Below are 22,439 nucleotides of genomic sequence, written 5' to 3' on the forward strand. Positions count from 1 at the left end.
TTAGGGTTTCCAAGATATAGGAAAAATCGGTTGAATTAAATGACGTATTTTTAGAAATGCTTCGACGACTTTAGGATCGAATTGTTTTTCTGAAAGGTTTTGTATTTCACGAATAGCCTCGATTTCCGATTTTTCTTTGCACCAGGGTTGCGGAGTCACCATAACATCGTAAGCGCAACAAAGATGGAGGATTCGCGAAGCAAGGGGGGCTCTATCGGATGGCAATCCTTCGTATTGATGAAGAAGAATTTCTTTGCAAGCGCGAATAAACTCCTCTCGCGAAATGCGGGATTCGAGAGGGAAAGAGAAATTTCTTTTTTCGAATTCTTCCGCAAGAATCTCCCCCCCGGATAACACGCTTCTTCGAATCGCGCTTCTCTCTTCTTCCGTTATCGCGGAATTTCTTTCTAAGATTTCACGGGATATGCTCAATTTTCCGATATCGTGCAGCATAGCGGCGAATTTCAGCGAATACAAATCTTCGTCCCGCGCACCCAACTCGTAGGCGCAGGCGACGGCATAAACGCTCACGCGGTCTCCATGCCCTTTTCGAGAAGGGTTGTGCGATTCGAGTTCGTTTAGAAGATTTCGCGCGATCCGATTGGCGGTTCGCCAATCTTCCACGTCTTTCACTTCAGACTCTCCGATACTCTTTCGATGCAAGATGCGATAAGAGGGATTTCTTCCTTTTCTACGGTCCGCATATCGAGATGGAAAGTGTCCTCTGCGATATATCCTATAACAGGGGGGTCACCCTTTCGAAGCGCTTTGGCGAATTCTTGAGCATTCTTTTTGAAGGAAACGCGAAAACTCGGTAATCGCACTCCCGGCAACGAACCTCCCCCCACCTCGCACTCAGCGGGAGTAACTTCGCTTTCTATGTTTCGTTTATTCAATTGCTCCTTTAATTCTTGCGCTAACGAACGTACTTCGTCGTTGCTTCGCGCGATATAACGAATCACGGGAATCTCTTCTTCTTTTCCCTCTTCGTATAAACGGAGTGTCGCTTCCAATCCTGTTGCGGTCAGTTTATCGATTCGCACTGCACGCACGAGGGGATTTCGCGCGATTTTATCCACTAATTCCATTTTTCCTAAGATAATGCCGGCTTGAGGTCCTCCCAAAAGTTTGTCGCCGCTTGCCGTTACGATGTGGCTTCCCGATTTCAAAGAATCACGAATTGTCGGTTCATGCGGAAGGCCATATCGAGTCGTCTCGATAAGACAACCACTTCCTACATCGTCAATCAAAACTAAACCATGCAAAGAAGCGACTTCGGCAAGTTCTGCAATAGATGGCTCTTCCACGAATCCTGAAATCGTGAAGTTGCTCGGATGGCATCGTAGCAAGACTTTCGTTTCGCTGTCTGTCGCCTCTTCGTAATCCGAAACTTTCGTTTTATTCGTGCATCCGACGTCAACCAAAATCCCCCCCGCAGAGCGAACGACGTCCGGCATGCGAAACGACCCTCCGATTTCCACGCTCTGCCCGCGCGAGAGCAACACCTTTTTCCCATTAGCGAACGTATTTACAGCAAGCATTACCGCTGCCGCATTGTTATTGACGACTAAAGCGCTTTCTGCTCCGGTTAGCCTGCAAAGAAGTTTTCTAAGGCTGGTTTGTCGGTTCCCGCGTCTTCCGCTTTCCAAGTCAATTTCCAAAGTGGAATGGGAAAGCGCGACTTTTGCGATGGCTTCGGCAACGGGCTTTGCCAGCCTCGCTCTGCCTAAGCCAGTATTCAAAATCGTTCCTGTGCAATTGATTACGGGACGGAAATAGGGGACCGCCATCTCTTGGGCAATTTGAACGGCTCGAGAGAATATGCTCTGCGGATCTGGGAGCTTTTTACTCGCTTGGGCAATTTCGCGCGCTTCGTCTATTGCTTTTCGGCATGCCTCGAGGGCAAGCGTGTGTGGGTATTTCGACATCTCTTCGGAATCCAAGAGAGTCGCTACGCTCGGAAGCCCACGGAAAAGTTCATTCACACGAAGATTCTATCCCTTTTCGGGAAATGGTCAATTTAGGCTGCAGGCAGATTTTTGTGCAGGAGAGGTGAGGCAAAGTGCCCGAAAAGCGTATAATTGTGTAGTGACACTGTATATTTTAGGGGAAGTTATGTTTTTACCACTCGGCTGGATTTCCGGAAGCGAATGGATTGTCGTCGCTCTCGTTATCTTGTTACTTTTCGGAGGGACAAAGATTCCACAACTGATGCGTGGCCTTGGCCGCGGGGTTGGGGAGTTCCGTCGTGGAATCGAAGAAGGAAAGCGCGTGTTAGAAGAGGCAGCCAACGAGGCAGCCAAAGGCGACAGTGGGACGGAAAAGTCTTCCCCGAAGAACGAGACTCCAACGACAGGTTGAATTAGACGCGCTCGTACCTTTGCAACAGCGCTTTTCCTGGCAGGGAATTTCTTTCCCTGTAAACGAGGATTGGCGTCCAGTCGTTTTTAGCGGAACGGAACGGGAAGGCTATGTTCGCTTAGAAGGCGAAAACGAGGGAAAAATCCAACTTCGCTGGAATCTTTCACGCGTTTGTCCGAATCTCGAAAGAAACCTCGCTAAATATTTCGACGCACTCAAGCGAGGTGCAAAAAAGCGAGGTTTCGTTTTCCAGGGGGGGCACGAAAACTCGAGTCCTCATGCGCTCCTTTTCGAATGGCACGCCGGAAATAAAGGTTACGGATGTATTGCCTATCAATCAGCGACAAAACATGTAATCTTGCTCGAACGTTCGGGAAGGAGAGAAGATTCCTTCAAAAGAGAGGCGCGCATTCTTTGGGAAAACCTCCAAACGTATCCTGTAGAAACACAAGCCGATGTTTTGCGCCCGTGGGAGGTTTATGGGCTTTCTGTGCGTTTGCCCGTAAAATACAAGTTGGATTCCTTTCGTTTTTTAAGCGGACGAACGACGCTTTTTTTCCGTTCGAAAGGCGCACGACTGAAAGCGGAGAGGTGGGGGTTCGCGAAACAATTAATCGAAAAACACGGTTTCGTGGAATGGGCATGCGCGGCCACAGGTTTACAGAATGTGCTATCCCTACAAACAGAAAACGATGAAGAAAAACTCGTGCTTTCGGGGCGACCTGTTTTATGGAAGCGGTTTTTGTTTCGAGAAGCGAAGGCTTTGATTTCGTATCATCGGAATCGCAATCAAATTGCACTAATCCAAAGTGAATATTCGAAAGGAAACGAACCTCGATGGGAATGGCTTGGTTGAAATTTTTTTCTCGACACAAACAATGGTCGAAAAAGCAAATACGCAAGGCGAAGCCTTTGCGGAATTCGCAAATTCCTTACACGGAGTTGGAATCCGGTGCAGTTCGTTTGCATGTGCCATTGAACTTGCGCAAAGGGATTTATAAATGGGTCGCCCGTTGGACGGAAATCCCGCCGACTCGTGATGTGGAATTGGAGCCGATAGGGGCTTTCGTGTGGAAACTTTGCGATGGTTCACGCACCCTCGAGAACATCGTCGAACGGTTGCGGCAAGAATTCAAAATTTCCAAAGTAGAGGCGGAGGCATCGCTATTGAGTTTTATGGAAACATTAGCGAAAAGGGGATTCATCGTTTTATCTATTCCAGAGCCGTGAAATCGAACATAGGAAAACTAAAAGAGCCTCCGCTGTCGGTAGCGCTGCAACAGGCAGTAAAAAGCATTCGAATGAGACCCATGCGGCAATTGTTTACTGCATTGGGTGTCATGCTGGGAATTGCGCTTTATGCTGCGGTGCGAACGATGCAGATGTTTTCATCGGTCAGCGAAAAAGGCGGCATAGCGGAAACGGAGAACCGTTTGCGGTGGCTCGTCTTCGTCTCGCTCGTCATGTGCTTCGTCGGGATAATGAATTCGATGCTGATGAGCGTTACGGAAAGATATCGAGAAATCGGCACGTTGAAGTGTTTAGGGGCACTGGATAGCTTCATCGTGAAGTTATTTTTTCTGGAAGCGCTTATCCTCGGCACTATCGCTTCCATATCGGGGGGGCTTTTCGGAATTCTCATTGCTTATGTGGTAAAAGGTTTTTCGGGGGGATGGAATGAAATTGCTCAGGCGGGATTTCGCGCGGTTCCTATCTTCGGCACTTCGCTTCTATTGGGTGTGACGATTGCGATTATTGCTGCCATCCTTCCGGCAATTCAAGCGGCGAAAATGCCTGCTGCTGCAGCGTTGAGGGTGGAAGTATGACCGCCGTGAACCAACGCAATGGCGAACTGATCGTACGCACGCGCGATTTGGTGAAAGAATATCGTTTGGGGGATTATTCGGTTTTCGCTCTCAATGGAGTTTCTCTCGATGTACGTCGCGGTGAATATGTAAGCATCATGGGTCCAAGTGGAAGTGGAAAAAGCACTTTATTCAATATGATTGGAGGGTTGGATAAGCCTACGAAAGGGAGTGTGTATATCAACGAGGTAGATATCGCTCAGTTAACACCGGTAGAGTTGGCGTATCTCCGAAATCGCACGATAGGCTACATCTTCCAAACATTCAATTTGATTCAAGTGAGAACTGCGTTGGAAAACGTTACGCTCCCGATGCTTTTTGCTGGACTGACTGCAGAGGAAGCGGATGAAAAGGGGGCGCAATTGTTAGAATCGGTCGGCTTGGGTGATCGTCTGCATCATCGCCCCCACGAACTTTCGGGGGGGCAGCAGCAGCGCGTTGCTATCGCGCGGGCATTGGCGAACGACCCTGCGATACTTTTGGCGGACGAACCAACGGGAAATTTGGATTTGAAAACCGGAAAAGAAATTATCGAATTGCTGAGAAGGCTGAACGAAGAGAGGGGGCTTACGATTATTTCCGCGACCCATGATTTGAAGATGCTCGACGTGAGCGACCGGATTGTATGGATACGAGATGGGCAGATCGAAAAAATCGAGACACGCGCAGATGTGGAGCTACAGGTTGGGCACGTAGAAGGTGTGGAAGGATAGGCTAGGACTTAGGACGCACAACACACTGTATCGAGTTAGAGGAAAAGGCAAAAAGGCGGAAATTCCACCAGCATAAAAGGCGCCTTTCCAGCCGATATTAAAGATAACAAATGCCCGGGTGTTTTTTGGGGTCCTGTGGGGTGAAAAGACCACGCAGAGGTGACTTCGCATGCTGATCTTAGGTCTTCTGGTCGTCGCCTTTGCGGTGGTCGGGGGCTTCGTCATCGGTGGAGGGAATGTCTTCGTCCTCGCCCAAACGGCGGAAATCGTCGTAATTTGCGGGGCGGGCTTGGGCTCGATATTGGTCTCGAATCCACCTTCCTTTTTGAGAAGAATCATGAGAGAGACCCTCGGATTGCTCAAGCCGAGCCCGTACTCGAAAGAAGGGTACATCTCCCTGCTCAAGATGCTTTTTTACATGTTCAACCACGCCCGGAGAGATGGGCTTTTGGTTTTAGAAAGCCACGTCGAGCGACCCCACGAGAGCGAAATCTTCCAACGATGTCCTGAACTTCTTGCACATCCTGAAGCCTTGGCATTCTTGACGGATACAACGAAAGTGATTTTGACAGGGGCAATTAATTCTCAAGATTTGATGGAGATGATGGAAATCGATTTGGAGATTTTCGAGCACGAATTGAATCGTCCAGCGCAAGTTCTCGAAAAGACGGGCGAAGCGATGCCGGGATTCGGAATCGTGGCTGCGGTTTTAGGAGTGATCATCACGATGGCATCTATCGGGGGGGATCCTCGCTCTATCGGGCAACATATTGCGGCTGCATTGGTCGGCACGATGTTGGGCGTGTTGCTTTGTTACGGTGTCTTTTCTCCCATTGCACAGGCTTTGTATCATCGCAATAAGCAAACGATGCAGTACCTTCACAGTATTCGTTATGCGCTTTTTAGTTTTGCGCGAGGGGAGAGCCCGATAACTTGTGTCGAATTTGCGAGGCGGAACATAGACCCCGAATTGCGTCCGAGTTTTTCCGAAATGGAAAGTACGGTGAGACAAAGATTAGCGGCATAAAATTAACATGGCAGAATCACCGACACCCATTATCATCAGAAAAGTTCGCAAAAGCAGAAGCGCGTTTACTGTCGGCACGTGGAAAGTAGCCTTTGCGGATTTTATGACGGCATTGATGGCATTTTTCTTGGCGATGTGGGTGTTGGGATTAGACCAAGACACACGAAGTGCGATTGCCGGTTATTTCAAAGACCCATTACGGAATTCGAAAAAATATCAAGGAAGAAAAGTAAATAATTCGACGAAGCCGACTCCGTTCGAGGGGGGGTCGGTCCTTCTTACCGAACAAGAGATAGCCAAGGAGAAAGACTCCTTGCAAAAACTACAAAGAGAGGTGGAACAGAGCCTTCGAAACGACGATGAAAAATTAGCGAATCTCGTAGAGATTCGAACGAGCGAGGAAGGCTTCATCATAGAGTTTTTGGAAGGGGTAGGAGAGGCGTTTTTCGAAGTGGGCAGTGCCCAAATTTCTCCGAAAGCGAAACAAATGTTTTCCCGAATAGGAAAAGCGCTTGCGAAGAGCAATCGAAAACTCGTTATAGACGGTCACACGGATTCTCGCCCTTACGCTCCTGGTTCGAGTATAGACAACTGGGATTTGTCTCAGCAGCGCGCGAACGCACTTTTTAGATTCTTATGCCAAAGCGGAGTTGAAGAAAAAAACGTTTTGGCGATAAGGGGATTTGCGGACAGGAGATTAAAAGTACCTGACGACCCCTTTCATTCGTCCAACCGACGTGTTGCAATCCTCGTTCCGTATAGTTGGAAAGTGCGAAATGTGATACGTTCTCCCATGTAGATCTCACTGAGGGAGAGGCACTTTTGTCAATACTTTCGCTAATCTAAAAACAGCCCACGAGAGTTTCGGTCTTTACGGATACCAATCCGTCAAAATAAATTCCGTGCGAAAGGTTTATCTCGACCATGCTGCGACTACGCCTCTCGACCCGATGGTTTTCGAGGCGATGCTCCCATGGTTGACGGAGAATTTTCACAATCCGAGCAGCCTTTACGAAGGGGGAAGAAAAGCGCGAATGGCGATTGACGAGGCTCGTGAGCAAGTCGCATCTGCAATCCGCGCGTTACCGGGCGAAATCGTGTTTACCTCCTCTGGAACGGAAGCGGCGAATGCGGCGATTGTGGGGACAGCGCTCGCATATCGAGGAAAAAGTCGCAACAGAATTCTTTTCGGTTCGACGGAGCACGTTTGCGTTTTAGACACGAAAGAAATTTTGGAATCTTTCGGTTATCGTGTCGAAATCATTCCTGCAACACTTTTCGGAATAGATTTCGATGCTTTCGAAAAGATGATGAAAGAGGATGTGCTTTTGGTAGCTGTGATGCATGCGAATAACGAAACGGGTGCGATTTACGATGCATCGCGTGTTGGTGAGATTTGCAGGCGATATGGCGCTTTTTATGCGTGCGACGCTGTGCAGTCCTTCGGGTTGATTCCGGTAGATGTAGAAAAGTTTCATGCCGATTTGCTATGGGTTGCATCTCATAAAATCTATGGACCAAAAGGTGTCGGAGCGTTGTATGTTAGAGCGGGAGTGAAACCGAAACCGCTCATCGTAGGGGGGGGACAAGAGCGAGAAATGCGTGCAGGAACGGAGAACGTAGCAGGCATCGTAGGATTTGCGAAGGCTGTGGAATTGGCGTCGAAGGATACAGAAAGAGCGCAAAGGATAGCGAATTTGCGAAATCGTTTTATCGTCGAGGCAGAGGAGAAATTCGAATCGTTGTCGCTTCCTGAGGCGGTTTCGAAAGAGACATCGCAAAATCCCCCCCCTGTTGTCGAGAACAGAATAAAACCTCTTTGGACGCTTCCCTATCTAAAAGAAGGCTCGCGTGTTCTTCCCGGTCATGCTCATTTTCGCATTCCGGGAGCGAACGCAGAAGCGGTTTTGATTAATTTAGACCAAGCAGGTATCGCCGCAAGCAGCGGTGCGGCATGCAGCAGCGGTAGTTTAGAACCTTCTCACGTTATGCTTGCTCTCGGTTTTTCCGAAAAGGAAGCGAGGGAAGCGCTTCGTTTTTCTTTCGGAAAAGATAACACCGAGGAGGATATTCACCAAGGCGTTTCGGCACTCGTTGATTCGGTGGGAAGGGTTTTGAGGATCAAAAATTAAAAAGCGCATTAAAAATTTTCGCGCCTTACGGCGCTCCTACAAGTCTTTCATCATTGGAGCACGTTTAGGCACGAAGTGAATCATCCTGTTTCTCGTGCCCAAGCCTCGACTCCTTTCGCAGCGCCTGAGCCTCCGACGTCGCGAAATTCGAGAACGGGGCGGTCACCCCAAAACTCTTTTTGCCTCGTCCCGGGAACGATTTCGAGTGGAGAAACGGTCGAAAATGCAGTTTGATTAGGCATCATCGGAATGCCGATAAGCACCTGCTGACCAGCGGAAATCAACATTCGCACTGCCACGTCCTCCAAGTTTCGTGGGATGCCGTACATTTCGAATTCTGGCTGGTCGAATTTGATTAAGCCACGGGTGCTCACCCAGATTCCATCTGAAAGAGAATAGGCTTTTACGGAGCAGACCTCTCGAAAATCTATTCTCGGGTCGAGTCGTTGAGGCAAAAGGAACTCGTCGGGCATCCGATAGGTTTCCGCAAGTGGGTCGGCGATAATGCCATCCGTGAGTTCCGCCAATCGCTTGGCGCAGGCAAGCATAAATTGGACAGAAGGGTACACATCTGGATCGTATCCCTTGAATACCAAAGTGCAAATCGCCTGCATTTTCTCTGCGCGCGAGAGTTTTTCGGGAGTCAGGTTGGTCTTGAGACGCTCCTCGGGAGTTTGTGGAAGTGTGAAATTGACATTTTCCTTCGTGGTTATAGTGGCTTGGAGCACAGTTAGTTTATTTGTAGTAGTTAGTACATAACTTCCTGTGGTGACGGGTTGGTTCAAGATATCCTTAGAAGCTCCTTCGAAAAGGGGTGCGCCTAACCCTTGGACTGCGTTGTTGCTACCTGCAGGATTCAGCCATTGAAGAAGAGGCGGAAAGACGCCCTGACCCATGAGAACCGAGAGATAGAAATTGCGGTTGATTCGGAGGGGAGTTCGCTGTGGCTTTTTTTTGAAAGGAAAAAACCGCATTCAGATTTCAGTCTACCGAATCGTTTCCCGAATATCCTCGGCGTCCAGTGTTTTGTATTTCAGTAATGTTGTCCAAGCCGTTATGGTTTTTCGTAAATTACAATTTTCGAATTTCTGTGCGTTCATCGGTGATTTCGATAATTTGCTCTACCTTCTCGAAAACTTCTTCCGGTGTGATTTGAGAGATCCCATCTGGTCCTTTATATAAAATTGCAGAGCGTGAGTTTTGCAATGGATACGGTCCGCTTCTTCGAGGGTCTGTGGGTCCCATGATACAGACGACAGGAGTGCCGAGTGCTGCAGCAATGTGAATCGAGCCCGTATCTACACCGACATGCGCATCTACTAACGAAATCAATGCAACGAGTTCGCCGACAGACGTTTTCCCCACCATACTGAAGGGACGATATTGAAGCTCTTTACACAATTCCTCATAAAGGACTTGCTCATGAGAGGAACCTACAATCACACATCGCCAACCGTTTTTCTCCGCACGATTCACGAGTTTTGCAAAGTGCGGAATCGGCCAACATTTGAATGTTTTTCCTGCCCCTAAATTGATTGCGAGAAGTTTTTCACCTAATAATTCGGAGATCTTTTCTTTCACGCTAGTAATTGCGTCCGGTTGTGGTCGTAATCCGAATTCCACATCCGCTTTACGATTCGTAATCGCTTCTGCAACGACGAGGTAATGCTCGATGACATGAAGTGCGTCTTGGGGGGGTCTTATGGCTTTACTGAAAAGCCACGTGTATTCTCTTTGATGATAGTAACCTAATTTTACGGGCGCACCGCTCAAGAAAACGACTACCGCGCTTTTCAATAGACCTTGCATGTCGAGAGCGATGTCGTATTTTTCCTTTCGAGTTTTCTCGCGAAGGCGCCACCATTCTGAAATTGGCGAACGCCTTCGGAAAGAGATGATGTTATCCACCGCAGGATGATTCAACAACAAATCCGCAAAATTCGTTTGCACGACCCAATCCAATTGCGCATCGGGGAGCGCTTTTTTTATCGCCATCGCGGTCGGCATAGCGTGAACGATATCACCCATAGCGGAGAGTCTGACGAAGAGGATTTTCATAATTACGCGTATTCCGAAGAGATTATGACTTATTCAACTACATAAAAATTATTATGTAACCATAAAAACTTTTTTTCCTGCGAGGCATGGAAAACTTTTATAGAGAGTTTATCATTTTTCTGCATCGCAAGCCAAACGAATAAACGGATTACTGTCGGGCAGTTACTTTCGCTCCGATTCTGTCTAAACATCGTTCCAATACGGTTTCCACGCGAACTCCCAAAATATCGCCACCGGAATCGATTACTGCATCGGGTTGTAAATAAGGATGAAATACTGCAGGTGACATATATCCGAATACGGTTACACAAGGCACTTCGAAGACAGCGGCAATGTGAGCAGAGGCTGTGTCGTTACTAAGATGGATTCTACTACGGCGAATGATTTCACTAAGTTGCATTAAGTTCGTTTTTCCGACCCAGTCTTCCGCATTTGCTATTTTGAGGAAACGGTTTCGCAATTCTTCTTCGCCAGGACCTCCGACCAATACAATGCGAAATCCTTCTGCTGCGAGATGTTGCGCGACTTGTGCAAACCTTTCGGGGGGCCATTGTTTTCGAACGTTGCGCGTTCCGAGATGAACAGTGATCCAGCCTCCATGGCCGATATTTTCGTCAACGAATTTGCGGTGTTCTTCACGAATGGGTATTGCAAATTCGTAGGTGCGTTTCGTGAAGCCCGCTGCAGAAACTGCATCCAGATTCGCTTCGACAGCGTGTTGATTCGGTCGAGAATAGACGGAATGACCTGCAAGAAAACGGACAATGGGTCTTTTTGGGTCGAGCGTTACGAGTTTTTTGCCTTTCGATAACCATGCAGCGAATGCGATGCGGTCGCTCGGTTGCAGATTAATAACGACATCGGGTCGGAACGAACGCGCTTTGAGATATTCTCGTATCAGCGCGCGCCATAAAAATGGGTTCCATTCTCTGCCCTTGAAGCGTTTGCGGTCGAAGGTGAAGACTTTGTCTACGCGTTTGTGACCATCCACGAGTTCACGAAATCTCGTATCCACGAACCATGCTAGTTCGACATCGGGATTGCTTTCTTTGATGGTCGCTGCAGCAGGATAGGCGAGAATGATATCACCTATCCAATTCCATCGCATCAAAAGAACACGTTGGCTTGCCATCTTCGATTCCTTAGTTTTGTTCTTTGTGATGTCCTTCGTATTTCATTTCGTATTTCACTTCGACAGTTTCCTTACACGGGAGCAAGTTCGAGTCTCTCGAAACATTTTTCGACTACCTCTTCGGGTTGCACTGCCAAAACGTTCCCCCCCGCTTCAATGACTGCTTCGGGTTGTCGAAACGGGTGATAGACGCATGCCCTTTTTCTACCAAAAATCGTTACGCACGGGACGCCGAGTGCTGCAGCGATGTGTGCAGATCCAGAATCGTTGCTGATATGCAAGCGACTTCGGCGGATGGTCTCAGCGAGTTGCAGTAAGGTCGTCCTTCCCACGAAATCCTCCGCTTTTGTAAAATGCAAAAAGCGGTCTCGCAAGGGTTCTTCGCCTGGACCTCCTAAGAGCACAACGCGCAAGCCCTCCGCTCGCAGTCTTTCTGCGACGATGGCGTATCTCTCGGGGGGCCAAACTTTTTTCGGGTCGCCACTTCCCAAATGAAGCGTTACCCACCCCCCCGAGCCGAGACGAGAATCTACGAATTTAGAATCTTCCGGAGAGATGGGCAAATAAAAGTCATAGATTCGTTTGGAAAAGCCTGCCGCTTCCACGACGTCGAGAAATCTTTCAACGACATGGCGATCTTTTTCAGGGTGAACGGCTTTCCCCCCCAGAAGTGTTGCGAGCATTCCTCGAGGCTGGAGAGTGTAGCGCTCTTTTGCTCCCGAAAAGGCGACGGATATCGTTTCCCGCAAATGTCCACGCAGACAAATCACGACATCCGGGTTGAATCTTCTGGGTTGCATTAAATTTTTCCAATAGAGTCTCCAAGAAAATGGGTCGAGTTCGCGTCCGCGGAAGCGTCCTCTATCGAAGGCGAATACTGTGTCTATGTGGGGATTATCCTGTACGAGTTCTCGAAATCGCGCATCCACGAACCATCCCAAAGTTACATTAGGTTGGCTCGCTCTTACCGTTGCTGCTGTAGGCAACGCCATAACCACGTCGCCTAAGTTGTTCCAGCGGATAATTAAAACGCGTTTATTCACTTCGTTTCGAGTAGCCCCAACTTTCTTGCAGAACGCCACCGATCATGCATCCAAAGCCATTGTTCGGGATGTTCGCGAATTTTATCTTCGAGGACTTTGTTAATGACGGTCATGATCGTTCGAATGTCTTCTTCTTGGTTTCCGGTCGCAGGTGGAAAAGTCGGGCGTACAAAACTTACCCTATACTGACCTTTTCCATTTTCTAAGCAAAAGCCGATGAGGATAGGAGCACCGGTTCTTAGGTGCAAAACTGCAGGACCCGCCACGGTTCCAGCGGGGAAACCGAAGAAGGGGACGAACACATCATTGGCGTTTTGGTCTACGAGAATCGCCACAGCCTCGTTGCGCGAGAGGGCTCGCAGCAAGTCTTTAGCGGCAGAACCCCTGGAATAAACCTCTGTACCTTGTTCGCGTCTCGCTCGATTGACGATTTCTCCGGTTAGTTCGTCATCCGCGTCTCGGGCAACGGTGTTGATTTTGTATCCTTTCGCGTTCATGTATTGTGCTGCACGTTCCCAGTTGCCGAAATGCGCAGTAACGATGATGAGCCCTTTTTGCAATGCTTTGGCTTGTTCGAGTGCATCCAGGCCTTCTTCGGCAACAATCGTGTTCAAGATTTCATGGGGGGGCATTTTATAAGAGCGAAAGAAACGAGCAGCGGTTCGACCGAAATGTTCGAAGACGGCTCGCGCGGTTCGTTTTACTTTGTTTTCGTCCCATTCCGGAAAGCACATTCGCAGATTTTCGATGGCACGAGTTCTATATTTCTTTGAAAAGAAGTAAGCCAATTTGCCTATCGAAGAACCGAAGCCTTCCGCTATTCCCTCAGGGAGCCTAAGAACCAATCGGCTCGCCCCTGCAATAAATAACCCGGCGATTTTTTTATACCAGTGTCTTTTTAGAGGTTTATTCTTTCCCTGAGCCACTTCGTTAAGTTTTCCTCATCATTAAATTTCATTTCCATTTCGAGAGCGTAAACTCCGCAACGGGGAAGATGATGTTTTTCGAGTTTAACCGCGTCCTTTTCCGTGACGACATAGGGCAGTGTGCTTTCCGTCAGCGTCTCGAGCCACGCATGATCGCCTCGAACGATTTTCCTTTCGACGTGTGCGCCTAACGCCTCTAAGGTTTCGAAGAACTGCGTTGGCTTCCCGATGGCGCATGCAGCGTTGACATTTCTGTCTTTCAGCCAATTCACTTCGATAATTTCGTTCGTCGATAGATTGCGCACTGCGGGAAATCGTTTTTCGAATGTGAAGGTCGTTTTGTTTATGCCATCGAAGCCGTGGGAACAGTTTTCCGGGACAATCAAAGCGTCGGCACGATGAATTCCAGAAATCGGCTCACGCAGAGGACCTGCCGGCAAACACCTCGATTTCTTCGTAGATTCAGTCCACATGAGAAGATTGATATTTCTATGCAAGCGCAGATGCTGAAAGCCATCATCGAGAATTAGAATTCGGTAATCGAGTGTTTCTGCGAGTTCAGCTGCACGCACACGGTCGCTTCCGACAATCAATCCCACTTCGGGAAGTTTTCTGCGAATAAGGCTCGCTTCGTCTCCATATTTTTCTGGGTCGAGGTTTTTAGTAAATGGCGCTGTGTTCGCACCCTTTGCAAAGGAACTTTTATAACCACTGCAACTCACGGCAACTCGAGATCCTTCTTTTTGCAAAATTTTAGCGAGTGCGATGGTCATCGGCGTTTTCCCCGAGCCGCCTGCTTCTAAACTTCCGACACAAAGAATAGCAATCGAAAATCTTTTCGGATGTAAAATGCGAAATTGATAGAGTTTTTCGTACGTCTTCCATCCGGCAGCATATATCCAAGATAAGGGAAGGAGCGCATTGGAAACAACTTTTTCAGTCGTTGTATTCGGATAAAAAATTCGTTCCCAATTCATCGCGATAATCGTTTATTCGAAGTGCTAAAAAGAACGTTTGGATTCATACGTCTGTTCGAATTGTTTATTAAAGTTCTTCGAAATAGGGTAGAACATGGCGCAAAATCCGAGCCGGTAGCTCAGTGGTAGAGCAACGGCCTTTTAAGCCGTAGGTCGTGGGTTCGATACCCACCCGGCTCACCATGATTAGACCAACTCTCGAGCGACGCCAGGAAGGATCACACTTCCGAAGGCGAAGGAGCGGCGTACATCCTCGAGGCATACCTTGACACGTTGCCCGACATAAGCATCTGCATCGGAGAGTTCGACATAGTATCCCGAATCGGTCCATCCGACAGGTTTGGGATTCGATGGTAGGGTGCTCGGACGGACGTTGCATTCGACGACTTGGGCACGGCGGTAAGGCAAAAGACTTTTTTCGAAAGATTCTATAGTCCCGGAGTGGATTTCATATTCATCGTATTGCAAAGTGGGATTTGCGCGCACGTAGATACCCCGTCGAAGGAGATGTTCTAATTCTTCGATGTTTTCTCCATCCGTGCCGATTAATGCTTCACATACAGCGGGACTGCACTCGACATAGAAAGCGTTTCCAGGTTCTTCGAGTCTACGACGCAAATCACGTTCGACCCACAAAGAGACGGTTTCGCTGCTGGGAATTCTTCCGCGTCCTCCGCAGGTGGGGCAAGCGGAACTCAATGCTTGTGTAATCGAAAGGTCGGTGCGTTTGCGTGTTAGTTCAACTAGACCGAGGCTGCTGATTCTTCCGATACGTGTTCTCGCTCTATCGCGTTTCAATAGGTTTTGAAAATGCTGCAGGAGTTGTTTTCGGTCTGCCGGATTCGTCATGTCAATGAAATCCACTACGATGATTCCACCGATGTCTCTCAGTCGAAGTTGTCTGGCAACCTCTTCCGCTGCTTCCATGTTTGCTCGAAGAATCGTATCGGCAAGGCTCGTCGTTCCGACGTGTTTTCCTGTATTTACGTCAATTGCCGTAATCGCTTCCATTTCGTCAATCACGAGATAGGCTCCGCTTTTCAGCCACACTTTCGGTTTGAGGAGTTTTTCTAAATCTTTTTCGATTCCATAGTAATCGAAAATGGGAACGTTTCCGTCGTAAAGGAAAATACGATTTTTTAAATCCGGATTTACGATGCTGACGATTGCGTGGACTCTTTCGAATTCATCCGGGTCGTCGATAATGCAGCGAGTAACGTCTTCAGAAAGAATGTCACGAACCGTTCGATACAAAAGTGTCAAATCTCGATAGACACAAGCGGGGGCGCGCATACGTTTTGCGTTTTCTTCTATTTGTCGCCACGTTGCGAGCAAAAATTGCACATCGCTTTTGAGTTCCCTTTCCGTTTTTTGTTCGCATTCTGTGCGGATGATTAATCCGAAGCCTTCCGGTCGAAGTTTTTCTCCGATGCGTCGCAAACGTTCCCTTTCTTGACGGTTTTCGATTTTTCGGCTTACGCTGACGAGGGAGGCAGTGGGCAGAAGAACGACATATCGTCCTGGCAATGCGATGCGGCTCGAAACCCGTGCGCCTTTAGCGCCACGTGGTCCTTTTATAACTTGCACCATGATTTCTTGCCCTGGTTTCAATAAGTCTTTAATTTGCCGTCTTCGCAATTCGGAGCGCTTGATGCTGGCGGGGCTTTCGCCGTTCGTCTCTTCTTCTTGCAAGATGTCTGCAACATACAAAAAAGCGTTGCGCTCCATACCGATGTCTACGAATGCGGCATCCATTCCAGGCAGAACGTTTTGAACGATTCCTTTATGGATACTTCCGACAATACGTTCCTCCCTTTCGACTCGCAACTCCATCAATTGGCCGTCTTCTAATACTGCAATTCGAGTTTCTCTCGGAGTGACATTAACGATGATTTCTTTGTTCATAAATAAACCCTTTATGGTTATATTCTTCTGTAAACGGCTGAAGCCGCTCGTAGGGATTCCATCGGGTTCGTGTAGTGCGTGTATTGTAAATTTATTTTCGATGAATTCGAGGCGTGTTTTCGTTTGTCGAGTTTATTAATATTTCGAGTTCTCTCGCTTTATTTTGCATGCTTGCCATTTTTTACAATTCGACTTTACAAATTCTTTTCTTGTCTTTCTCCCGGATTTCCGCAAAACCGAGAGAATCGCTTTCACCCGCCCCCGATGGAGGATATTTTAGTATACCCAATTTCTTATAATAATGTCATGGCATGGCTCGAGCCTTGGATGGTGGAAGTGGCTTATCGTGAAGGATGCTTCCCGATGGGATTGGAGGATGGCACGATAGGTTGGTACCAACCGCGAAAGAGGGCGGTTTTCTTCCCCGGTGAATTTCGAGTAACACGTTCTCTTCGCCGCTCGGCGAAGAAGTATCGGATTACATTCGACATGGCCTTCGAGGAGGTGATGCGGTGCTGTGCGAATCGTGAAGAGGGGACATGGATTACCGAGGATTTCTTTCGAGTGTATGGCGAGTTGTTTCGGGATGGGAAGGCGCATTCCGCGGAAGTATGGTGGGAGGAAAAACTCGTGGGGGGCGTTTATGGAGTGCGCTTAGGAAACGCGTTTATGGCGGAATCTATGTTTCATACGATGACGGATGCCGGAAAGGTCGCGTTGTGGAAACTCATCGAGAAATTGACACGAGAAGGGGTGGAACTCGTTGATGCTCAATTCGTAACTCCGCATCTTCTTTTTTTGGGTGCTAAAGAAATTTCCCATGAAGAGTATTTACAGCGCTTGCACTCTGCACTCGATAAAAGCGCCGTTTCGTAAACTTTGGTTTTATTTTCTATGCCGATTAGGGAAAAGAAAGAACACACAATTTTCTTTAAGCCCCTCCTTAAAGATTTTCCCTTCTTCGCAAAGGGAACCGCTTTATACTCTTGCGTTTGAAACACTAAGAACTGAGTTTTTATGCCTCAACAGCCACTGCTGTTGAGGCTTTTTTGTACTAGTTTTTATCCAGGTTCTAATTTCGCGATATTTATATGCCTCAACAGCTCCTGCTGTTGAGGCTTTTTTTGTACTGGTTTTTATCCAGGTTCTAATTTCGCGATATTCTGCATGAGTCGCTTTACTCCGATCACGCCTGGAAATGAGACGGTTACTTCGCAATCGTCTTTTACGGGAATGCAGGAAATCACGATGCCCACTCCGAATTTCGGATGTCTCACTTGCTGACCGACTTGGAAAGGAGCCGTCCATTCCGGACCGCGCAGCGGACGCGAGGCGGTTGAATCGGTACTCATCATTGCCCATTCGCGAGAAGGACGACGGTCTTGCAGAATCGAAGGAATCGGTTCGCGAAGCGAAGATACACATTCTCTCGGAATAGAAGCCAGAAAGCGGCTTGGTGCGTTGAAACTCGGTTGTCCGTAAGTACTGCGACGTGCAGCATGAAGTAAATGCAATTCTTCTCGCGCGCGTGTCATTGCGACGTAACAAAGTCGTCGTTCTTCTTCGAGTTCTGAATCTGTGTCCATCGAACGCGCGTGTGGAAAGATTCCTTCTTCCAATCCGACGATGAAGACTACAGGAAATTCGAGCCCTTTAGCCGTATGAACCGTCATCAACGTGACAGCCTCTGCGCCTTGTTTAATTTCGTCCGCATCGGTAAGAAGAGAAATTTCATGTAAGAAAGAATGCAAGCCCGGTTCATCTGCATTTGCGTCATGTTGTGCGGCGACGTTGACTAATTCTTGTAAGTTTTCTAAACGGCTTTGTGCTTCTTCTGTATTTTCCGAACGCAAAGCATCTAAATATCCAGTTGTTTGCAAAAGTGTGCGCAAAATAGGTTCCGTGAAACCCTTTTCCACCAAGGGGGCGGCATGTTCGATGATTTTTACGAATTGTGAAATGGCATGTCGAATTCTCGGTTGCAGGAGAAGGAGGAATTCGTTATCGGTAATTACCGTCCATAAGGGTTTTCCTGCCGCTTTCGATTCGATTTTTTGTATGGTATTTTCGCCGATTCCTCGCATGGGGACGTTGATGACTCTTTTAAGACTAATGTCATCGTATGGATTTGCTACGACGCGGAGGTATGCGACCATGTCTTTGATTTCTTTGCGCTCGTAGAACCGCTGACCTCCAATCAGGAGGTGGGGGATGCGCATCATGAGGAAAGTTTCTTCGAGGACTCGGCTTTGTGCGTTCGTTCGATAAAGAACCGCGAAATCGCTGAAGCGTCTTTTTCCTGTGTGTACTCCTTGCAAAATGGTATCGGCTACGAGCATCGCTTCGTCTTGTTCGGTGCCGACTTCTGTAATGGTGATGGGCGGACCTGGCTCGTTTTCTGTCCATAGTTTTTTCGGTGCGCGTTTGCGATTCGATTTGATGACTTCGTTCGCGGATTGCAAGATTCTTTGCGTTGAGCGATAATTTTGCTCGAGCATAAGAATCTTCGCGTTTTCGTATTCGTTGGAGAATTTCAATATCAGCGAAACATCCGCTCCTCTCCAAGCATAGATGGATTGATCGTCATCTCCTACAATGAGAATATTTTTGTGTTTTCCGCAAAGGATTTTGACTAACTCGTATTGAGATAGGTTTACGTCTTGAAATTCATCCACTAAGACGTGCAGGAAACGCTCTTGGAGTTCTTTTCGGATCTCTTCCCGTTCTTTCAAAAGACGAACGGTGTAATAAATCATATCGTCGAAATCGAGGGCTTTGTTTTTTCGGAGTTGTTCTTGATAGAGGGGATAGATTTCGGCTGCAATTCGCTCGATGAAGCCTGTCGCAAGGGCTGAAAATCTTTCGGGTGAGATTAATCTTTCCTTAGCGCGACTAATTTCGTTTAGAATGTTTCTCGGAGTTATAGATTTTTCATCCCAGTTTTGCTGTTTTAGAATCCCCCGTATTAAAGAGATCTGGTCGCTTTCATCATAAATAACGAAGTTGCGTTCGAGACCGATGGAATGACCGTATTGTCGCAATATGCGTCCGCAGATGCGATGAAATGTGCCCATCCATATCCCTTTCGCTCGTTCTCCTACGAGTTCTTCCACTCTCGTGCGCATTTCTTCAGCGGCTTTGTTCGTAAAAGTGACGGCTAAGATTCGATGCGGAGGGATTCCTTGTTGAATAAGCCAAGCGACGCGGTAGGTAATGACACGTGTTTTGCCACTTCCTGCCCCAGCGAAAACCAAGAGCGGACCTCCAGGATGTGTTACCGCTTCGTATTGTTTTTCGTTGAGCCTTTCTTTGAGTTCGCCTAAAGTCATAGATGGGATTTAATCGCTTTCTTTTTCCGTTCCGATTCCCCATGAGACAGGAACGAAAAGTTTGATATACGTTTGTATTGCAAATCGGTCCGTCATTCCTGCGACGTAATCAATCGCCCCTTGAAACCCGGAAAAACCTTCCGGCAGGCGAGAAGAATCGGATAAATAATAATGAAAAAGAGTTCGCGTCAAATGTTTCGCTTTTTGGATGTCGGGATATCGTTTCGGATATTCTAAGTATACCCGTTCGAATAGAAAATCTTTCATTGCATTTACATTCGCAAGAACTTTGTCGCTAAAGGAGATTACGGGTTTTCCGAAACTGTTTTCGATAAGGTCGGTAACCATATAACCGATGCGTTGGCCCTGGGGTTCTCCCATCTTTTGAATCTCGTCCGGCACGTCGCTCCAACGAAGCATTCCTGCACGCAAAGCGTCATCCAAGTCGTGGTTGAGATAGGCGATGCGGTCGGCTATGCGTACCACGGCGGCTTCTAAAAAAGGACTTTCCGAAGTATCCGGCGATAAATCCAAATGCCCTTTGCTGTGTGCTCGGATTCCTTCGATCGTTTCATATGTCAAATTCAATCCTTTGCCATCTTTTTCTAAAACTGTAAGTACGCGAACGCTTTGTTCGTAATGCTTGAATGTTTTCGCGGGTTCGAATTCCCTTATTGCTTCGTCGAGTGCCTCTTCACCCGCATGCCCGAAGGGTGGGTGTCCCACATCATGGCCCAATGCAATTGCTTCTGTAAGGTCTTCATTGATTCGTAAGGCTCGTGCAATCGTTCGCGCGATTTGCGCGACTTCCAAAGTGTGTGTAAGGCGCGTACGATAATGGTCTCCCGACGGATCTATAAAAACTTGCGTTTTGTGTTTCAATCTACGGAAAGATTTGCAATGCAAAATTCTGTCCCTGTCTTGTTGAAAGCATGTGCGAACAGGGTCGGGTTTTTCTTCACGAGCGCGTCCCGCTGAAGCGCATGCGAGTTTTGCGTAGGGAGAAAGTAATTCCCTTTCGAGTGCTTCAGTTCTCTCGCGTATCTGTGTGGGCATGGATTGTGCTCCATGAATCCTCTTTCGGAAATGGGGGGGAAATTCTTTCACGAGTCGAGAGCACGTTTTCGTAAACTTCGAGAACGCTCTCAGCCATATCACGGAATGTCCATCGTCGCGAGGATTTTCGGGCATTCGTTGAAATTCGTCCCCAAAGGGCAGGATTGGAGAGAAGCATAAGAACAGAATTCGCAAACTCATGGGACTCATTATCTACAGCGAAGCCGGTTTCTCCGTTTTCGAGCATAACGCTTGCCCCCCCTCCTTTTACGGCGACCACAGGAAGCGCGTAAGAAAGCGCTTCGCCGATAACTAATCCTTGTGTTTCCGTCGTGCTCGGGAAAACGAAAACATCGGCTGCTGCATAATAGTTATCAACTTTCGAACGCGGGACTGCACCGGTGAAAACGACGTAATCGCCGATTCCGATTTGGCGCACCGTTCTCTTGCAATTTTCCATGTCTGGACCGTCTCCCACGAGCCACAATTGCACGTCTTTCCTCTCCGCAAGAATTCTCTTTAACGCTCGGAATAGAAGAATGAGATTTTTTTCTGGAGCGAGACGGCCGACGTAGAGTAAAAGTTTCGCATCGCCCTTCGCTCCGATTTCCGTGCGTGCTTCTTCTCGAGGTATTTTTCTGGGTGCGGGGTTTCCTGTCGGAATAATCGAGATCGGTTTGATAACTTTATGTTTGAGTAGATTTTCTTTTGCGATTTCACTTGGAACGATGATATGCGCACATTGGTTGTAATATGAATTCGTGATGCGCGCAATTACGAATTTTACGACACGCTTCGGAACGAAAGGCACGTAGTGGGCATATTCTTCGTATAAAGTGTGATATGTGCTTACGAGCGGTATTTGCGATTGCTTTGCCCAACTTTTTCCGATGAGCCCCACCGTGAATGGCGTGTGCGTATGCACGATGTCGAATCGAAAGTGAAGGAATTCTTTTTTGAAAGGGGAGAAAGGAGGAATCGCGAGGGGATAGGATTTTGCATAGCGTGTAACGATGGAACGGAATCGAATGACATTCGGGTCTTTTTCAGTGTAGTTGGGATAGGAAGAGGTAAACACGTGGACGGAATGCCCTATTTTCCGCAGTTCCTCGATAAGCCCTTCGATGCTTACCGATACCCCGTTGATGATCGGTGAAAAACTGTCGGAGAATATTGCAATTCGCAAGGCTCACTCCGGATGTCTGCCATGTTTTTCTACGAATTCTACGATTCCAGATAGTCGGAACCTTCTTTGATTTCCCGCCGTTCGGTGATGCTTCAGCCAATTCCGGTTCGTATACCGCCTTACGGTGGCAGGGCAAACACCTAATAGGCGCGCGGTTTCTTCTAAAGTGAGTTCGGGGTCAATTAAATTGCGAATTAGTTCTTCGCGGGATTCTTTGAATCGCGTCGAATAATACTTTTGTGTGATGTTATCATCGAAAAGTTGAGAAAGAAATTTGAGATTTTTCGGCGCTTGCTGAATAATTTTTTCGAGGTCGGAGGAAATAGGTACGGATTCCACGGGCGTTCTTCGCTTGCGAGGTCGTGGAGCTTGCATTTGCCCTTTTTTTTCTGCTGATGGTTTCTTTTGAGGAGCGGGTGGTGGCGAAATTTTTTCTGTAATTTTTTCCGCAATGGAAGGGGCTGGCTCGAGTTGCACGGCGATGGTTTCAGAATGCCGCTGTTCTTCTTTTTGAAACAAATTCTCCTTTTTGGGAGTTTGTTCTTCAGTAGGTTCTCTCAAAATTTTCGGCAGAGTGGTGATATCTTCCGGAAGGTTTTCTTCTAATTGCGTGAAAAAAGTTTTTTGGTCTTCTTCTTTCGTGATATCGAGGAACGCATTCTCGATATATTCAATCGGGTCATCGAATTTTTTTGGCATAGTCATTACCTCCGTTTTAGATGTTGCTAT

The 22,439-nt window shown here is 47.7% G+C and carries 22 protein-coding genes and 1 tRNA gene; 10 read left to right on the plus strand and 13 right to left on the minus strand.

Going from position 1 to position 22,439, the window contains the following annotated elements:
• Both VNK96_03710 and selA read right to left on the minus strand, forming a co-directional pair.
• Positions 1-633, minus strand: coding sequence for an HD domain-containing phosphohydrolase (locus VNK96_03710; protein ID HWP30821.1), 633 nt, complete (start codon positions 631-633; stop codon positions 1-3).
• Positions 630-1,985 (minus strand): L-seryl-tRNA(Sec) selenium transferase, encoded by a 1,356-nt coding sequence (gene selA / locus VNK96_03715; GenBank protein HWP30822.1) that lies wholly within the window; start codon positions 1,983-1,985, stop codon positions 630-632. Before selA ends, VNK96_03710 begins: the two co-directional genes overlap by 4 nt.
• A 130-nt stretch (positions 1,986-2,115) precedes the next feature.
• Here selA and VNK96_03720 point away from each other — a divergent pair, with 130 nt between their 5' ends.
• From VNK96_03720 to VNK96_03755, 8 genes are all read left to right on the plus strand, one after another.
• Entirely contained in the window at positions 2,116-2,361 is a 246-nt protein-coding gene (locus VNK96_03720) for a twin-arginine translocase TatA/TatE family subunit (GenBank protein ID HWP30823.1), read from the plus strand.
• A complete protein-coding gene (locus VNK96_03725; protein ID HWP30824.1) occupies positions 2,312-3,217 on the plus strand; it encodes a hypothetical protein in 906 nt (301 codons plus the stop codon). Before VNK96_03720 ends, VNK96_03725 begins: the two co-directional genes overlap by 50 nt.
• Positions 3,199-3,591: a PqqD family protein gene (locus VNK96_03730; GenBank protein ID HWP30825.1), complete on the plus strand. Its 393-nt coding sequence runs from the start codon at positions 3,199-3,201 to the stop codon at positions 3,589-3,591. The genes VNK96_03725 and VNK96_03730 overlap by 19 nt, the downstream gene beginning before the upstream one ends.
• Positions 3,588-4,187 carry an FtsX-like permease family protein gene (locus tag VNK96_03735; protein HWP30826.1) on the plus strand — a complete coding sequence of 200 codons (600 nt, stop codon included), beginning with the start codon at positions 3,588-3,590 and terminating at the stop codon, positions 4,185-4,187. Before VNK96_03730 ends, VNK96_03735 begins: the two co-directional genes overlap by 4 nt.
• Complete coding sequence (locus tag VNK96_03740) at positions 4,184-4,939, plus strand: ABC transporter ATP-binding protein (protein ID HWP30827.1); 756 nt, start codon at positions 4,184-4,186, stop codon at positions 4,937-4,939. Before VNK96_03735 ends, VNK96_03740 begins: the two co-directional genes overlap by 4 nt.
• A gap of 169 nt (positions 4,940-5,108) precedes the next feature.
• Entirely contained in the window at positions 5,109-5,966 is an 858-nt protein-coding gene (gene motA / locus VNK96_03745) for a flagellar motor stator protein MotA (GenBank protein HWP30828.1), read from the plus strand.
• 7 nt (positions 5,967-5,973) lie between these two features.
• Entirely contained in the window at positions 5,974-6,765 is a 792-nt protein-coding gene (locus tag VNK96_03750; protein HWP30829.1) for an OmpA family protein, read from the plus strand.
• A 103-nt stretch (positions 6,766-6,868) separates the two neighbouring features.
• Complete coding sequence (locus VNK96_03755) at positions 6,869-8,098, plus strand: cysteine desulfurase family protein (GenBank protein HWP30830.1); 1,230 nt, start codon at positions 6,869-6,871, stop codon at positions 8,096-8,098.
• Positions 8,099-8,178: 80 nt separating this feature from the next.
• On the opposite strand, the gene VNK96_03760 is transcribed toward VNK96_03755, so the two are convergent.
• From VNK96_03760 to lpxK, 6 genes are all read right to left on the minus strand, one after another.
• On the minus strand, positions 8,179-8,994 hold the full coding sequence (locus VNK96_03760) for a hypothetical protein (protein HWP30831.1): 816 nt from the start codon (positions 8,992-8,994) through the stop codon (positions 8,179-8,181).
• 175 nt (positions 8,995-9,169) lie between these two features.
• Entirely contained in the window at positions 9,170-10,156 is a 987-nt protein-coding gene (locus VNK96_03765) for a glycosyltransferase family 9 protein (GenBank protein HWP30832.1), read from the minus strand.
• Positions 10,157-10,304: 148 nt separating this feature from the next.
• Complete coding sequence (locus VNK96_03770) at positions 10,305-11,288, minus strand: glycosyltransferase family 9 protein (protein HWP30833.1); 984 nt, start codon at positions 11,286-11,288, stop codon at positions 10,305-10,307.
• Positions 11,289-11,359: 71 nt separating this feature from the next.
• Complete coding sequence (locus VNK96_03775; protein ID HWP30834.1) at positions 11,360-12,331, minus strand: glycosyltransferase family 9 protein; 972 nt, start codon at positions 12,329-12,331, stop codon at positions 11,360-11,362.
• The gene (locus VNK96_03780; protein ID HWP30835.1) at positions 12,328-13,257 is read right to left on the minus strand and encodes a lysophospholipid acyltransferase family protein; all 930 of its coding nucleotides are present in this window, start codon (positions 13,255-13,257) and stop codon (positions 12,328-12,330) included. The genes VNK96_03775 and VNK96_03780 overlap by 4 nt, the downstream gene beginning before the upstream one ends.
• Positions 13,230-14,234 carry a tetraacyldisaccharide 4'-kinase gene (lpxK, locus tag VNK96_03785; GenBank protein ID HWP30836.1) on the minus strand — a complete coding sequence of 335 codons (1,005 nt, stop codon included), beginning with the start codon at positions 14,232-14,234 and terminating at the stop codon, positions 13,230-13,232. The genes VNK96_03780 and lpxK overlap by 28 nt, the downstream gene beginning before the upstream one ends.
• A 108-nt stretch (positions 14,235-14,342) precedes the next feature.
• On the opposite strand from lpxK, the gene VNK96_03790 reads away from it, so the two are divergent.
• Positions 14,343-14,417 (plus strand) — tRNA-Lys (locus VNK96_03790).
• Positions 14,418-14,420: 3 nt separating this feature from the next.
• On the opposite strand, the gene VNK96_03795 is transcribed toward VNK96_03790, so the two are convergent.
• Positions 14,421-16,139 (minus strand): Rne/Rng family ribonuclease, encoded by a 1,719-nt coding sequence (locus tag VNK96_03795; GenBank protein HWP30837.1) that lies wholly within the window; start codon positions 16,137-16,139, stop codon positions 14,421-14,423.
• Positions 16,140-16,445: 306 nt separating this feature from the next.
• Between VNK96_03795 and aat the strand changes: the two genes are divergently transcribed.
• Positions 16,446-17,015, plus strand: a complete 570-nt coding sequence (gene aat, locus VNK96_03800) for a leucyl/phenylalanyl-tRNA--protein transferase (GenBank protein HWP30838.1) — start codon at positions 16,446-16,448, stop codon at positions 17,013-17,015.
• A gap of 260 nt (positions 17,016-17,275) precedes the next feature.
• Here the strand turns inward: aat and VNK96_03805 are convergent, their stop codons facing one another.
• From VNK96_03805 to VNK96_03820, 4 genes are read right to left on the minus strand one after another with little or no spacing between them, the layout of a single operon-like run.
• The gene (locus tag VNK96_03805; GenBank protein ID HWP30839.1) at positions 17,276-19,468 is read right to left on the minus strand and encodes a UvrD-helicase domain-containing protein; all 2,193 of its coding nucleotides are present in this window, start codon (positions 19,466-19,468) and stop codon (positions 17,276-17,278) included.
• A 9-nt stretch (positions 19,469-19,477) separates the two neighbouring features.
• On the minus strand, positions 19,478-20,524 hold the full coding sequence (locus tag VNK96_03810) for a deoxyguanosinetriphosphate triphosphohydrolase (GenBank protein ID HWP30840.1): 1,047 nt from the start codon (positions 20,522-20,524) through the stop codon (positions 19,478-19,480).
• Positions 20,496-21,710, minus strand: a complete 1,215-nt coding sequence (locus tag VNK96_03815) for a glycosyltransferase family 4 protein (GenBank protein ID HWP30841.1) — start codon at positions 21,708-21,710, stop codon at positions 20,496-20,498. Before VNK96_03815 ends, VNK96_03810 begins: the two co-directional genes overlap by 29 nt.
• 3 nt (positions 21,711-21,713) lie before the next feature.
• Positions 21,714-22,409 carry a helix-turn-helix domain-containing protein gene (locus VNK96_03820; protein HWP30842.1) on the minus strand — a complete coding sequence of 232 codons (696 nt, stop codon included), beginning with the start codon at positions 22,407-22,409 and terminating at the stop codon, positions 21,714-21,716.
• Between the last annotated feature and the right edge of the window lie 30 nt (positions 22,410-22,439).

The sequence above is a fragment of the Fimbriimonadales bacterium genome, assembly GCA_035559795.1.
Classification (GTDB): domain Bacteria; phylum Armatimonadota; class Fimbriimonadia; order Fimbriimonadales; family ATM1; genus DATMAR01.